This window comes from Vibrio intestinalis, from assembly GCF_025195085.2.
Lineage (GTDB): Bacteria > Pseudomonadota > Gammaproteobacteria > Enterobacterales > Vibrionaceae > Vibrio > Vibrio intestinalis.
The window spans coordinates 734,515-749,285 of record NZ_JANAVY020000001.1 but is presented as its reverse complement, the minus strand read 5'-3'; the positions used below and the strand labels follow the sequence as shown (position 1 = coordinate 749,285).

Here is a 14,771-nt window from a genome sequence, read left to right as displayed (position 1 = left end):
GTTCTAAAAGCAAAAAGCCAACGACATGTCGTTGGCTTTTTTCGTTTTTGACGCTGTGTTAAACGTTCGTCGCAGGTTGCTTGCTAGCTGGTTTGCGCTTTGGCTTATTATTGCTGCGCTGAGGGTTATTCCCTTTATTATGCGAGCCTTTGCCTTGTGGACCTTTACCTTGAGCGTCAGATTTATTTGATCCAAAGCGGCGCTTAGGTTTGTTTTTACTTGGCTGCTTATTCGCTTGATTACCAGACGGCTTGCCTGATTGATTCGCACCTTGTGATGACTTATCGCCGTCAGTTTTTACCTTTGGCTTTTTCGGCTTCTTAGGTTTTTTCGGCTTGATAGGGCGTGTGTCTAATTTCGACTCTGGCAGTTCGTTCGTTGGCTTGAAGCCCTCTAGCTCTAAGCGTGGTAACACTTGCTGAATTAGACGTTCAATACCAAACAGTTCTGCGGCTTCATCTGCGCACACTAATGAGATGGCTTTACCTACTTCGCCAGCTCGGCCAGTACGACCAATTCGGTGAACGTAATCTTCTGCAACATGTGGAATCTCAAAGTTAACCACTTGAGGTAACTGAGGGATATCGATACCGCGAGCCGCGATATCAGTAGCTACCAGCACACGCACTTCGCCCGATTTGAAGTTCGCGAGAGCTTTGGTTCGAGCCCCTTGGCTCTTGTTCCCGTGAATCGGCGCCGCGGTGATACCTTCATCATTTAAATAGTGAGCAAGGCGGTTTGCGCCATGTTTAGTGCGGCTAAACACCAACACTTGCTGCCAGTTACCATCTTTAATCAGTTTCACCAGCATTGGTGCTTTCTTGCGTTTATCCGCTGGGTAAATGCATTGTTCAACCGTTTTAGCGGTTGAGTTTGCCGGGTTTACTGAAATCTCGACTGGGTTGTTCACTAGGCCTTTCGCTAGCGCACGAATCTCGTCAGAGAAGGTGGCTGAAAACAATAGGTTTTGACGTTGACGAGGCAGTAGATCGAGAATCTTACGAATATCACGAATAAAGCCCATATCAAGCATGCGGTCAGCTTCGTCGAGGACTAAAACTTCAAGCTGAGAGAACTTCACTGCGTTTTGGCTATATAGGTCAAGCAAACGGCCAGGTGTCGCCACTAAGATGTCGCAGCCTTTACGTAGCTTAAGCATTTGTGGGTTAATTTTCACACCACCAAACACCACGGTTGAAGAAAGGCTCAGGTGACGGCTGTAGTGGAAGATGTTCTCTTGAATTTGCGCAGCCAACTCGCGAGTTGGAGTTAAGATCAGTGCACGTACGTGGTTACCTTTAGCGCGAGGTCCTTCACTTAAACGTTCAAGAATCGGTAGCGTAAAACCCGCAGTTTTACCTGTACCAGTTTGTGCTGCTGCCATTACATCTTGCCCTTTTAAAACAGCAGGAATTGCCTGTGCTTGAATAGGGGAAGGTTGCTGGTAGCCTTTTTCTTCAATCGCTCTAAGAATCGGGGTAGAAAGACCTAACGAGGTAAAACCCATAAATTACAATCTCAACATTATGTGGGGGACTGCTTACAAAAGTAGTAAGACAGAAAAGTGCGCCATTCTGAGGCTTTTGTGCGCAAGCATCAACCCATTATTGGTAAATCCGCAAAGTAAACGTTTGGGCTGAGAAGGAATGGTTCTGACAGGGATGATTCAATGGCTCAGTTGTGAGCGTGACTGGGCCATTGAATGTATTGATTGAGAAGGGGTTATGCCACGTCTTTGACTTCAGGCTCCGCTGGTTCAATAGATTTCAGTTTTGGCAGCGGATTACGAGATCCAACCGCCTCTTCAATGGAGTTGAATCCATCTTCTTTGAGCAACTTGACTAAGCCACGGTTGATTTCACTGATGCTTTGCGGGCCATCGAAAATCAGTGTGGTGATCATGTGCAGTAGGCTTGCGCCGGATGTGATCTTCTCGTAAGCATCTTTCGCGGTGAATATGCCGCCAACACCAATAATCGTCAGTTTTCCACGTGTACGGCGGTAAACATGGCGAATCACATTGGTTGAGATACGTTGTAACGGTAGACCACTCATTGCGCCTTTGTGGTACGGTAACTCTTCTTTAATGTACTCTTGGTTATGCGCAGGTTTAGCCAAGTTAGTGAGCACTACGCCATCGATGTTATGTTCCATGCAGCAATCAACAATGGTGTTGATTTCATCCAGCGTCATATCAGCAGCGAGTTTGACGTAGATTGGTCGACCTTCCACACGATGTTCGTTGACTGCAATGAGCAAAGCATCGAGATTGGCTTTGTCTACAAAGGGTTCGCCATCTTGAGTATTTGGACAACTGATATTGATGGTGTAATAGTCACCTATATCTTTAAATAGGCGCATGGTTTTGGTGTAATCATCAATCGAGTCTTGTAAATCGAACTCAGGGGTAATGTTCGATTTAGCTGCGTTTATGCCTACTCTAAGCGGGCCGAAATCCGTATCTTTTAAGCGTGAAGAAATCTTTTCAGCGCCTTGGTTGTTTAAGCCGTACCAAACTAAAATGGATTTTGACTTCACCATTCTAAATAGGCGCTTGCCCGGGTTTCCTGGACAAACTTCACCAGTGAATGAGCCAAGTTCAGCAAGGCCAAAGCCGATAGATGGGTAAATGCTTGTTAGCTCACCATCTTTATCAAAACCAGCAGAAAGGCCAACTGGGTTTCGATATTTGATACCATCAACCTCGGTGTTTAAGCTTTTATCTTCGTAGTTAAACAGCAGTGAGGTAAAGGATTTGGTGAGAGGGTTTGAGCCTAAAAATACACCGACACGTTTAAACATGTAGTGAGCGTTTTCTGGATCCATTAAGAAGATCAGTGGGCGTATGATGCGGTAGATTACTTTCAGCGTAAAGTTGCGCAATCCGACTATGAAACTCATCAGTTTCTCCTTACTTTCTTGTTTCACGTTGTTATTAAAATAATCGTGACCTGACTAATCACATTTAAATCTTAATAGTAATCATTCTCATTTTGATCTATATTTTGTGAAAACTGTGATATGAGGAGAGATTATGCGCAAGATGATGGCTCAGTTGATGAATAGAACTGCTGCACCAAGCTCATCGCCGAATACTCGCCCTAGGCAAAATCAAACCAAACAGTGGCATTCAAATGGCCATACCTATTATTTGCTTGATACGTTGAAGCTCTGTTATCAAAGCCACGCCGGGTTAGTGACTTATGAGCGAGTCTCTCAAGAGAGTATTGCGCCCTTATGTAGAGAGTTGTCTCGTGGCAATTGGGTTCGGCCAACATTGACGGCACATATGCCATCCTTGTTTACCTTATCGGTGTGTGGAGTCAGTTGGGAAGAGCACCAAGGCAGCACAAGAGTAAAAGCGGTGCCAGATGCGGCAGCAATGCGCTTTGAAGATATTGACCGCAGGGCGACTGAGGCAAAGTTTCAAAGTATTTATCGCCGCAGCGATGACGCCGTCACGCCATTTGCCGATATCGGTGAGTTTGATAAAGGGCTACGAAAAGTACACAACCTCTCAGTGAATGAGTTCTTAGAAATCCTACTGGAGTGCAATCAAGCGGTACCTGAACGGTTAAAACAAGTGCTATTGATTAAGCCAGACAACTTTGAATATCGATTTACACGCAGCGAAAGGCAGTTACTTGATCAGGTGAGCTGCGCAGTTACCCGTTAGCTGGCGTGTATTTATCTGAAAAGGGACAACAAAAAGGGGCGAGAACGCCCCTTTTGAATTTTGCGATTGGCTAAGTTAGTGCTTTTTCGCTTTTTTGGCACTTGGGCATGAACTACAGCCACTGCAACCCGGTTTTTTGAACAGCTTACGGTAGATGTAGTAGCCTGCTCCACCCACGGCTAGAGCAACGATGGCAATGTCCCAGAATTGTATTTCTTGACCATACATACTCGATTACTCCGTCATTTTAATTGGAATTTCTTTTGGCATTTTCCGCTTAAACCACCAATCTTTCATCGCAATAATGACTAAGCCCAATAAGCCAGTAAAGTAAGCGCCTGTCATCATTGCCACACCACTCAGGCTAAAGGCTGTACCTATGGTATAAACCGCAGTTGCTACCGCGAAACCAAGGGCTGTTGGTAAAAAGATCGATAGAAGCATCCATTTGTATTTACCTGTTTGAACTTTAATCATCATGACAGTTGCCAAACATGGTGGGTATAGAATGAAAAATAAGATCAGTGCCACTGCCGCCAGTTCACCGTGACCGCTTAGCTCTGATGATTCGCCCATTCGCTCTTCTAGCTTCTGGTTGCTGTCTTCATCTTGTTGGAATAGCACGCCGAGTGTCGCCACGCTGCTTTCACGAGCTGCAAAAGAAGAGAACAGCGCCACGTTAATCTTCCAGTCAAAACCTGCGTATTGCGTTACCGGTTCTAAACTGCGGCCCATGCTGCCAAGTAGCGAAGCTTCAAGGCGCTCTTCTTTCATTTCACGACGAATTTTCTTACGTGCTGACACCACTTTACGCAGCGCGCGGTGAGTTGTTTTTGCTTGTTTGTCTCCCTTCGCTGGCGCGATGATAGAGAAGAACAACTCGTCACGGGCTTTAAAGTTTTCGTTAACTTGCTTTGATGCCTCAGCACCTTTTGCGTTGAGCTTCGCGCGTTTGAAATCGGTGTAGAAGTTCACAAGCGCTGGAAGTGATTCGGTGGTGATGGATTCAGCGTAGTCGGTTTTCGCGATGGCACGCTCAAATTTGGTCACGGCTTTTTCTGCTTGAGCTTGATATTTCGCCTCACTCTCTTGAGGCACGCCTGGGAACTGCAGTAATACGAAAATCACCGTTGATACTGCCAGTACGATGGTGCCGACTTTCTTAATGTAAATCCAAGTACGTTCGATGGAACGGGTGATCACACTGCGTAAAGTTGGCATGTTGTAGCGCGGCAGTTCCATGACAAATGGCGATGGTTGCTGGTTACGTAATACGGTTGTTGTGAGAAGTTTGGCCACCAGAAGGGCTGCAATGATGGTGATGGTCGAGATGTAGAAAGTCATCAGCGACTTGTCTTCAACAAAGAAGATACCCAGCAGCAGCGTATACAGAGGGACTTTAGCCAAACAGTTCATAAATGGCACTGTCATGATGGTGGCTAAACGAGCACGGTTATCGGGAATGCCTTTGGTTGCCATGACGCCCGGCACCGCGCAGCCGCCGGCAAATACGCCAGCTAAGATCATCGGTAAGGTGCTTTGTCCGTGTAAGCCAAATTTGCTTAGAGCTTTATCGGCAATGAAGGCGATGCGCGCCATGTAGCCAGAATCTTCAATAATTGCAATTAGTGCAAAGAGAATTAAGAAGATAGGAATATAGTTCAGCAGTGTGTTGGCTGAATCAACTACCCAAAGTCCGAGTGAGCGGGTGTATGGGTCATGCAGGAAACCAGCATCAGGTAAGATGGCCGCGACAATTTCTCTAAACGAAGCCAGATATGGCCACCAATAGTTAGTGAGCTCGTAGCCATAAACGATGGCACTTTGGTAGATGATAAATACTGTTGCAATAAGAAACGCAGGTGCACCAAGGCGGCTTAGCACGACGCGATCAATTTTACTGGTGACAGAAGGCTTATCAGATTGGCTAACTTGCGTTAAACAGCTATCAAGTAGGTGAGCCACTTTCTTTTGGCGCTGAGCAACGATGTAGTCGTTGATTTGACCATCTAATTGCTCAATCAGTTGCCCTTGTTGGTTGGCTACGGTTTCTTCAATGGTTTGCCAGAATTGGCTGTCAGCATGCTTCTCTAGCCACTGTTTGGCTTCTTGATCGTTTTCAAGCAGGCGTAAGCTGAGCCAGCGCTTACTTGGTAGATCATCGATATTGGCCAAGGCTAACTGATTGCTGATTAATTCTATGCTTGCCTCAAGCTTAGGATATTCGATGTGGAAATCGCTCACTTTAGCGTGCGCAATTTCATTAGAAATTTCGGTTACCCCTTTACCTAAACGACCCACACATTCAATAACTGGCAGGTTAAGCTGTTTAGCTAGCGCTTGGGCGTCGATCTCCATGCCTTCTTTTCGCACCACATCCATCATGTTGAGTGCGACGACAACTGGCAGTTCTAGCTCTAGCAACTGAAGGGTCAAATGCAAAGAACGGCTCAAGTTGGCCGCATCCATTACGTTAAGTACGCAATCGGCTTGTTCTTCACGTAGCGCTTTACGGGCGACACGTTCTTCTAAAGAGAAGCTGGTCAGGCTGTAGGTGCCCGGTAAGTCGATAAGTTCAAATGCGCCAGCCGAGTTACTAAAGTAGCCAGTTTTCTTATCTACGGTTACGCCGGGGTAGTTTGCTACGTGCTGGCGAGCACCGGTAAGCATATTGAAGATGGTCGACTTACCAGCATTCTGCTGTCCGGCCAGTAGTATTTTTTTTCTTTGCATTGCTACAACTCCATTTCTGCGATGCTACGACAGGGTCTCGATCAACACGGTTTCAGCTTCTGCCGCACGGATAACCACATTGGTTCGGCCTACTTTGATTTCGATCGGATCACCGAGGGGGGCATAACGAACAAATTCGACTTCGGTCTGTGGAATGAGACCTAGATCAAGCAATCGTTGTCGTACCATACCTTCAGAAAAATGTGCAGAAATTACGCCAGTGTCACCTGGTTTCAGGCTCGTAAGTCTTTGTTTCATAATTGTTATCAGTAGTTTTCGGGCTTGGGGTAAAGGAGGGTGTTAACTCTCACATGCAAATGATAGTAAGAATCATCCGGTTTAAGTTTGATTTGGATCAATACGAGTGAAACTGATAATCGCTATCAATTCACACTCTGGTCAATTGGGGTCTGGATATGCACCTAATTGACAAAATTAAAGATAAAACACCATTACTCGACTACTTCACAGAGTGAGGATATCTCATGAAGAAATTAACTTTAGCTATGCTAATTGCCGCTGGCGTACCGAGCATCGCAATGGCTCATACACCTCTATTTTCTTGTTACGATTTCGGTGACAACACGATCCTATGTGAGGGCGGTTTCTCGGATGGCTCTTCGGCAGCAGGCGTAGAAATGTTAGTTCTTGATGCAGACGGCAAAGAGCTTATCAAAAGCGAAATGACTGAAGATGGCGAATTTGAATTCCAAAAGCCGGAAGGCCAATACAAAGTGGTATTCAACGCAGGCCCTGGCCATGCATTAGAAATTAACGGCGAAGATATCGTCGAATAATTAAAACATTTATATCTGTATATTTTTTAAGGGAACAAACAAATGAAAAAGATTTCACTATTGGCAGGTGCAGCAGCACTGGCAGTTTCTGCAGCGTCTCACGCGCACTTCCAATTACTGTACACTCCAACGTCACAGCTAGAAAAACCAGCAACTCTAGACATGAAACTTGTGTTCGGTCACCCAATGGATAACGGTCACGTTATGGACATGGGCGCACCAGAAGAGTTCTTCGTTGTATTCAAAGACGAAAAAACTGACCTACTGAAAAACCTAAAGCAAATTAAATGGTCTGGTCACGATAACCAAGCAGACGCTTACCAAGCAGAATACAAAGTACGCCGTAACGGTGACTACATCTTCGGTGTAGTACCAGCGCCTTACTACGAAGGTGGTGAAGACATCTACATCCAACAGATCACTAAGCGTTACATCAACAAAGGTGGTCTGCCTACTGGTTGGGATCAACCAATCGGTCTGAAAACTGAAATCGTGCCTAAGAACAAGCCTTACCAAGTATTCGCAGGCAGCACGTTCACAGGTCAACTTCTTTCTGAAGGCAAACCTGCAGCTGGCGTAGAGTGTGAAATCGAGTGGATCAACACTAAGATTGACTCTGCTGCGAACTCATTCGGTAAAGATACATTCCGTGAGCCACCTGCATCTGCAATCGTAGCGGTAACGGATGAGAACGGTATGTTCACTTTCGGTATCCCAACTGCTGGCAAGTGGGGCTTTGCATGTCTAGGTTCTGGTCCTGACACAGAGCACAAAGGTAAAGAACTATCTCAAGACGCAGTTCTTTGGATTGAAGCTCAAGAGCTTTAATAGCCAATCAACTTCATCTAATACAAAGCTGGCTTAGGCCAGCTTTTTGCCCTTTAGCATTAACCCAAAGGATGCTGTGATGAATAAAACAATATTTGCCATGATGGTGGCTTTGACGGCGACACCAGCAATGGCACATACCGCGTTAATGGCTTGCTATGACGAAGGCAACGGCTATATCACTTGCGAAGGCGGATTTAGCGACGGCGCAAGTGCTGAGGGCGTCGAGTTTCGTATTGAGCAAAATGGCTCTGTGGTGATGGAAACGAAACTTGATGAATTTGGCGAAGTTTACTTTGAGAAGCCAAAAGGTGATTTTACGGTACTGCTTAATGGCGGGGAAGGCCATGTAGTGCATGTCGATGGACGAGACATAACGGAGTAGTCGATGAGTCATTCTTCAGCGGTTATTTCAATTGAAAACTTAAGCCACAGCTATGGCGAGAAGAAGATCTACCAAGACCTTAATTTAACCATTGAGCCGGGAACTAAATTTGGCTTACTGGGCAAAAACGGGGTGGGGAAATCAACATTGATCAACTTGTTGATGGGTTACTTAAAACCTCAGCAAGGTGAATGTTTGATTTTTGGTGAGCCGGCGCACTACTTAACAGCGGATACGCGTGCTCGCATTGCTCTGCTTTATGAAGGGTTTATCAGCTATGACTCAATGAGCGTCGAGCAAATTGAGCAGTTCTTTTCTTCTTTCTATCCTCGTTGGCAAAAACGATACTTTAATGAGCTGGTCGCGCTGATGGATATCAGCATGCAACAGCCTCTTTCTTCGCTTTCTTTCGGACAAAAATCTCAAGTCGTACTTGGCCTATTGTTGGCTCAAGATGCTGACTTACTAATCCTCGATGATTACTCGATGGGGTTGGATGCAGGCTACAGACGTTTGTTTGTTGATTACCTGTCAGACTACCTCGAAGGGACAGATAAAACAGTACTGATTACCACTCATGTTATGAGTGATTTGGAGTCACTGGTTGACCAAATTGCTATCGTCGATCGCTCTACAGATGTTTATCAAAGCAGTATGCAGTCTTTCAATCAGCAGTTTGCTTGTTACCAAGCAGCTAATGAAGTAAAGGCGCAATCCAGTGCGAAAATTCATCGGGTTGAACACTATCGTAATCAACATTTGGTCTACTCTTTTGCGCCTATCGAAGAGTTGCAACAAGAGCTAGGCATTAATCTTCAGCCAGTAGAGATGAACTTCGAACAGCGCTTTTTAGGTTATGTAGGGAAATACTGATGAGACTAAGTGCAATCTATCAAAAAGAGTGGTTAAAGCTGCGTCGGGGATTTGCCGCTTTGCTTATCGCTAGCCTATTTGTGGGTGGTTATTTTGTGTTTGATTTGATGGGGCAATTTGCCAACATCGAACCAGAATCAATGATGTGGTACCGCTTAGTTCACTTACAAGATAAACCTTATTCATGGTTGAGTTATGGGTTTATTTTTATCGCCGTTATTGTGGCTTGTTGTCAGTACATACCCGAAGTCCAAGGCAATAAAGTGCGTATATTGGCCCATCTACCTTGGTCTTTGAACAAAGTAGTGGCTCAGCACGTTATCGCGGGTTGTGTGGTGATATTCATTGCCAATGCGATCATTATTAGTTTTGCCTTAGGGGTAATGAATCATTATTACCCGATAGATTTAGTTTGGCTAACGGCGCAAGATTTACTTTATGGGCAGCTTGCGGCCATGGCCGCTTATTTAGGCTTAACAGCAGTCATAGTGGAAAGCAATTGGTGGCGTAAAGCGATAAAAATCGTCGCGACGTCATTGACGGTTATTCTATTATTTAAGCCGCATTTCGAATGGCTAGACTTGCTCTATTCTGCGTTGATTTTCTGGTTATTATTACTGGTTAAAGACAGCTTCTTGAGTGTGAAAACTCGACGTATAGAGTGGGTGGGTTTTACCGCTTCGTTGCCTGTGATTATTGCCGCTTTGTGCGTATCAAATAGCTGGGATTTCTATCAAAAATACGCAGTGCAACATACGAAGTTTTATTTGTTTCACTCGGCGATGTTGGGCGATTTTGTTTTTCAAAGAAATGCGGAAAATCATCAGTTTTTCTATGGAACCACCCAAGTAGATTTAACCAAGCAGGAATTTGAACAAGCGCTGCCGTTTGTTTATTGGAAAAACTTGGACATTCAAGGAAAGCTACCAATTACGGTTGGAGAAATCACCTACAATAAACAACAAATTCGTACCTCACGTTTAAGTTTGCAATACGATCCTACTCGTTTAGAGCAATTAGAAGTACCGCTTTACCCATTATTTAACCCTGACAGCGCCCTTGGTGCTATTCGTTTTCCTGAGCAAGTGTTTGTCACTCATGCTCAGCAGTTAACGGTTTATGATGCAGAAACCGCAAAGGTAAATGCCGAATTAACTCAGGAGCTTAATCAGTTAGCACAACAACAAGGTATGCACTTCCCAATTCAACATGTCTGGGGTAAAACCACTAACATGAAGCCATTTGATTGGGGGTACTTTATCTATGATGCACAGGGTAGCTTGTTTAATTTAAAACGTGGCGATGACGTTGTTTCATTAACTAAGGTCGATATTGCTTCCGATATTGATGAATTGGTTTATGTTCAAGTTTCGGAAAACCGCCATAAAGCGTTTTACGGTTATGCGGTTGCTCAAGATAGCCAAGTTTATTTGATTTCGTATCCAGATTATCAATTTATTCCGCTGGCTCTTGATGAGTTCGATCACCATACCATGTCATTCCAACTGTTGTCGGATCCATTGAATTATTTGGTGCGCTACGATGACGGTGACCAATATCATGCGGTGACTTTCGATAAGCAGTATAAAAAATTGGCCAGTACCCAATTTGAATAAACTAAAGGCGCTACTTAGCGCCTTTTTTATTAGCTAATTTGTATTTTTACATATTGTTTATAACAAATTGGTCTTTAAGTAATTTATAAAACTATCTTTACCCATTGGTCATAATTTGTATAATTGCCATCTCAAATGGAAATGATAACTATTACCAATGAAAAGACTCGCTTATCTAATGCTTATTTTGCCTTTCGCTAACTCAGCGCTCGCTCAATTCGACTCTCTTGAACAAAGCTTTACAGTGGACAAGCACAAGGTCGTGCCGATTACCCTTGAAAAGGGCCAGTATCTTCGCGGTGGGGTGCAAAGTGATCTCGCTTTAAAGTCAGCCTCTATTGTTAATAGTCAAGGTGAGGTTGTAAAGCCGATTATTGGCCTAGGAGAGCGAGATGGTGAGTTATTCTGGCTAGTGGACCAAAGTGGTGACTATCAGTTGCAGTTGGTGACTGCTGGGCAAACAAGCCAAATTGATGTTGAGATAGCCGCGAAAGCGCTTAAATCTGATCAAACGGTTAACCCGAAAGAAGCCGTGATCAGTACTCGGCTAAAACAAGTGCAAGCTGAAATCGCTCAGGGTAACACTGACGCAGAGCCGGCATTTTGGCATTCTATCGCTAAATCAGGCACCCCGTTGATAGAGCCACAACCGGATGGTAGCGCAGTCTTGACCTTTTTGTGGAAGGGGAACGAGAGCAATGTCCGTTTGTTTGGCGCGCCTTATGATGGCCATGTCTACCTCTCTCGAATAGACAACAGCGATATTTGGCATAAGAGTTATCATGTACCTAATGGTAGCCGTCTCTCTTACCGCATTGCGCCAAACGTGCCTCAACTCAAGTCTGGAGATTGGCGAGAGCAGCGCCGTGCAGTGCTCGCGACATCAGCATTCGACCCTCTTAATCTAAGGCCTGTATTTGACGGTGATGATAAATTTGGCCCAGCATCCACAATAGAATATGGCGATGTGGTTTCGGATCAGTATACCCATGATATCGGAAATCCTGCGGGTTCTATCAGTGCTTACGAGGTGGAAAGCGAGATTCTATCCAATAGCCGTAGCGTAAAAGTTTACCAGCCACACACAAGTTATGACTTACCTAAAGACGCGCCGCTGCTGATTGCTTTCGATGGTGATCAATACCTCAGCCGTGTACCTACGCCCATCATTTTAGATAACTTAATCGCAGCGGGAAAAATCCCGCCAATGCGGGCGCTATTTATTAACCATCCACAAAAGCAATTGCGTGGAAAAGAACTGCCACCAAACCCTAAGTTTGCTCAATTTATGGCAACAGAACTCATACCTTGGGCAAAGCGTGAACTACAAATCGAACCTTTGGCACGTGATACCGTCCTTACGGGCTCAAGCTATGGTGGGTTGGCGTCCATGTATGTCGCTCAGCAATATCCGCATGTATTTGGCAAGGTGCTGAGCCAATCGGGTTCTTTTTGGTGGGGGCCGTCAAAATTTAGCGCTGAGTGGCTAACCGATGAAATTGAAGATAAGCCCAAGAATACGATTCAAATTTATATGAATGCAGGTGTGTTTGAACTTCAACCCGAGCACGCCAACATCATCGATACCAATCGAAAACTCTATAAAGTGCTGCAGGAGAAACAGTACAAGGTTGAATTTGAAGAACTGGCAAGCGGGCATGATTACTACAGTTGGCGTGTCACCATAGCCAACGGCCTAATACATCTATTCAAATCATAAGTGACCACTTAAAAAGGAATATTATTGTGTTTAAATCAAAACCCAGTGTAGTGGCGGCTGCACTGGCACTTAGCATACCTTCAGTTTATGCAAACACTAGCTCAAGCGACGTTTCGGAAGTGATGGTTGTTACGGCAACGAAAACTGAGCAATCGATCCAAGATGCGCCAGCATCAGTAACGGTTGTAACAAGTGAAGAGCTCAATCGTTTACCAGCAACGGACATCACTACAGCACTACAAAATGTAGCCGGTGTACGTATTTCTAAAGCAACCGGAAGCGAGCCAAAGATTGTCATTCGTGGCCTAAAAAACCAAAATTCAGCAAATGATAACTTTGCATTAGTGCTGGTTAACGGTCGTCGTGTTACTTCGAGCGAAACGCTGATTCGTGGCGCAACGTTCGACCTATCCAGTGTCCCTATGAGTGCGATTGAGCGAGTCGAAGTGATTCGTGGTCCAATGTCGGCGCTATACGGTAGTGAAGCGATTGGTGGTGTAGTAAACATCATTCTTAAACAGCCTACGAACGAAACCGAAGGCGCATTCTCTGTTACTTACAGCACCCCAGATGACAACAGTCCAGACGCGTCTAACCAAGGTGACGATGGCGAGTTTACTAACTTCCGTGGTTATTTGAGCGGCGCATTAGTGGACGACAAACTGCTGTACACTGCGTCAGTTGATCTCAGTGATCGTAACCGTTGGAATCCAGAGAATGCCGGTCCGACATTCCAATCTCAATCAGAGCAGCAACGCTCAAGCTTTAACACTAGTCTTATTTGGCTTGCGTCTGAAAGCACTACCGTAACATGGGATGCCGGATATTCTGATGATGAGCGTGTCGAAGGTACTTCAAGTTCTGAAAACCTCTACGATACGCAGAAGTTTACATCAGGTCTTGAGCTACGTAATGATTGGTCATGGGGTAGTAGCGACATTCGTTACTTCTATGAGCGCACGCATATCGATGAACAGGCTGCTCACCCAGCGGTAGGCTCAGGTGAAATTGAGCAAATAAACCATACCCTTGATGGCAAAGTGGCAGGAAGTATTGGTGATATCCATTATGTCACTGCTGGCTTTGATGTTTCTCACACAGATTTAGAAAATGAGCGTAGCTACTCACAGCAACCATCAGTACAGCAAAGTGCGTTTTTCCTACAAGATGAAATCAGCTTTACTGATGATTTAGCGCTGACGTTAAGTGGTCGATTTACTCATCATGACCAGTTTGGTAGTGATTTAAGTCCTCGTGCTTACCTAGTTTTCAATGCTACTGAAAATCTCACCTTTAAAGGTGGCTATGGTGAAGGCTTTAAAGCGCCAACCATGTTCCAATCGGATGAAAACTTTAGTCTGATTAGCTGTGGTGGTGGTTGTTACCTGATTGGTAATAAAGATCTAGTACCGCAAACGTCGAAAACGTATGAGTTTACGACCTTATACAGTCAACCGACTTGGTACGTGCAAGGTACGATCTTCTTCAACCAAATTAACGATTTGATTGATCGTGATACCACCACTCAAGTTGGCACTGCACCAGACGGTAAACCTCAAATTCAATATGTAAACTACTCTCGCGTAGAGACTCAAGGTATCGAGTTAGAAACGCAGTTTGACGTAACGGATAGCATTTATGTGTCAGCCGCTGCGACTTATATTGACTCTGAAGATAAAACTACCGGTCTTGAGATGCTTAACTCACCAGATTGGTTAGCAAATGCAAACATCAACTGGGCACCAAACTATGATTGGAATCTATTTGCGGGTGTGAACTACACCGGTAGCCAGTTTAACGAGCAGCGCAATGTTCCACGTTACGAGCTTGATGGTTACTCAACAGTAAACCTTGGTGCAAGCTATGCCGTAACGGATGTGTTTACCGTTAAAGCGGGTATTACTAACTTGTTTGATGAGCGTTTAGATGAGTCTGAACTTCAATACGAAGAGCAAGAGTTTGGTCGTACTTACTATCTAACAATGGATCTTCAGTTCTAATCTTTATTGGTTGATAAGAAGTGTAAAACGCGCGGGGAAACTCGCGCGTTTATTCGTTAATTGTCATAAAAAATTCATTTTATATGCATTGTAGAAATTACAAAAATTCATCATATTGTAATCATGGTGTAATAAATCGACAT

At 44.6% G+C, this 14,771-nt stretch carries 13 protein-coding genes; 8 read left to right on the top strand and 5 right to left on the bottom strand.

What is annotated here, in order from left to right; all coding sequences use genetic code 11:
- Positions 1 to 58: 58 nt before the first annotated feature.
- Positions 59 to 1,507 carry a DEAD/DEAH box helicase gene (locus MU515_RS03265; protein ID WP_260258940.1) on the bottom strand — a complete coding sequence of 483 codons (1,449 nt, stop codon included), beginning with the start codon at positions 1,505 to 1,507 and terminating at the stop codon, positions 59 to 61.
- A gap of 215 nt (positions 1,508 to 1,722) precedes the next feature.
- Positions 1,723 to 2,901 (bottom strand): quinone-dependent dihydroorotate dehydrogenase, encoded by a 1,179-nt coding sequence (locus MU515_RS03260; RefSeq protein WP_260258939.1) that lies wholly within the window; start codon positions 2,899 to 2,901, stop codon positions 1,723 to 1,725.
- A 133-nt stretch (positions 2,902 to 3,034) separates the two neighbouring features.
- On the opposite strand from MU515_RS03260, the gene MU515_RS03255 reads away from it, so the two are divergent.
- Positions 3,035 to 3,676 (top strand): hypothetical protein, encoded by a 642-nt coding sequence (locus MU515_RS03255; RefSeq protein ID WP_260258938.1) that lies wholly within the window; start codon positions 3,035 to 3,037, stop codon positions 3,674 to 3,676.
- A gap of 75 nt (positions 3,677 to 3,751) precedes the next feature.
- Here MU515_RS03255 and MU515_RS03250 read toward each other — a convergent pair whose 3' ends face one another.
- From MU515_RS03250 to MU515_RS03240, 3 genes are read right to left on the bottom strand one after another with little or no spacing between them, the layout of a single operon-like run.
- Positions 3,752 to 3,904 carry a FeoB-associated Cys-rich membrane protein gene (locus tag MU515_RS03250; protein ID WP_260258937.1) on the bottom strand — a complete coding sequence of 51 codons (153 nt, stop codon included), beginning with the start codon at positions 3,902 to 3,904 and terminating at the stop codon, positions 3,752 to 3,754.
- A 6-nt stretch (positions 3,905 to 3,910) separates the two neighbouring features.
- A complete protein-coding gene (gene feoB / locus MU515_RS03245; RefSeq protein ID WP_260258936.1) occupies positions 3,911 to 6,409 on the bottom strand; it encodes a ferrous iron transport protein B in 2,499 nt (832 codons plus the stop codon).
- Positions 6,410 to 6,433: 24 nt separating this feature from the next.
- Positions 6,434 to 6,667 (bottom strand): FeoA family protein, encoded by a 234-nt coding sequence (locus MU515_RS03240; RefSeq protein ID WP_260258935.1) that lies wholly within the window; start codon positions 6,665 to 6,667, stop codon positions 6,434 to 6,436.
- A gap of 227 nt (positions 6,668 to 6,894) precedes the next feature.
- Between MU515_RS03240 and MU515_RS03235 the strand changes: the two genes are divergently transcribed.
- From MU515_RS03235 to MU515_RS03205, 7 genes are all read left to right on the top strand, one after another.
- Positions 6,895 to 7,206, top strand: coding sequence for a hypothetical protein (locus MU515_RS03235; protein ID WP_260258934.1), 312 nt, complete (start codon positions 6,895 to 6,897; stop codon positions 7,204 to 7,206).
- A 42-nt stretch (positions 7,207 to 7,248) separates the two neighbouring features.
- Positions 7,249 to 8,034, top strand: coding sequence for a DUF4198 domain-containing protein (locus MU515_RS03230; RefSeq protein ID WP_260258933.1), 786 nt, complete (start codon positions 7,249 to 7,251; stop codon positions 8,032 to 8,034).
- A gap of 79 nt (positions 8,035 to 8,113) precedes the next feature.
- On the top strand, positions 8,114 to 8,419 hold the full coding sequence (locus MU515_RS03225; RefSeq protein ID WP_260258932.1) for an alkaline phosphatase family protein: 306 nt from the start codon (positions 8,114 to 8,116) through the stop codon (positions 8,417 to 8,419).
- Between the two features lie 3 nt (positions 8,420 to 8,422).
- Entirely contained in the window at positions 8,423 to 9,292 is an 870-nt protein-coding gene (locus MU515_RS03220) for an ABC transporter ATP-binding protein (protein ID WP_260258931.1), read from the top strand.
- Positions 9,292 to 10,908: a DUF4857 domain-containing protein gene (locus MU515_RS03215; RefSeq protein ID WP_260258930.1), complete on the top strand. Its 1,617-nt coding sequence runs from the start codon at positions 9,292 to 9,294 to the stop codon at positions 10,906 to 10,908. The genes MU515_RS03220 and MU515_RS03215 overlap by 1 nt, the downstream gene beginning before the upstream one ends.
- Positions 10,909 to 11,065: 157 nt before the next feature.
- On the top strand, positions 11,066 to 12,628 hold the full coding sequence (locus MU515_RS03210; protein ID WP_260258929.1) for an alpha/beta hydrolase: 1,563 nt from the start codon (positions 11,066 to 11,068) through the stop codon (positions 12,626 to 12,628).
- 26 nt (positions 12,629 to 12,654) lie between these two features.
- The gene (locus MU515_RS03205; protein WP_260258928.1) at positions 12,655 to 14,628 is read left to right on the top strand and encodes a TonB-dependent receptor domain-containing protein; all 1,974 of its coding nucleotides are present in this window, start codon (positions 12,655 to 12,657) and stop codon (positions 14,626 to 14,628) included.
- Positions 14,629 to 14,771: the final 143 nt, after the last annotated feature.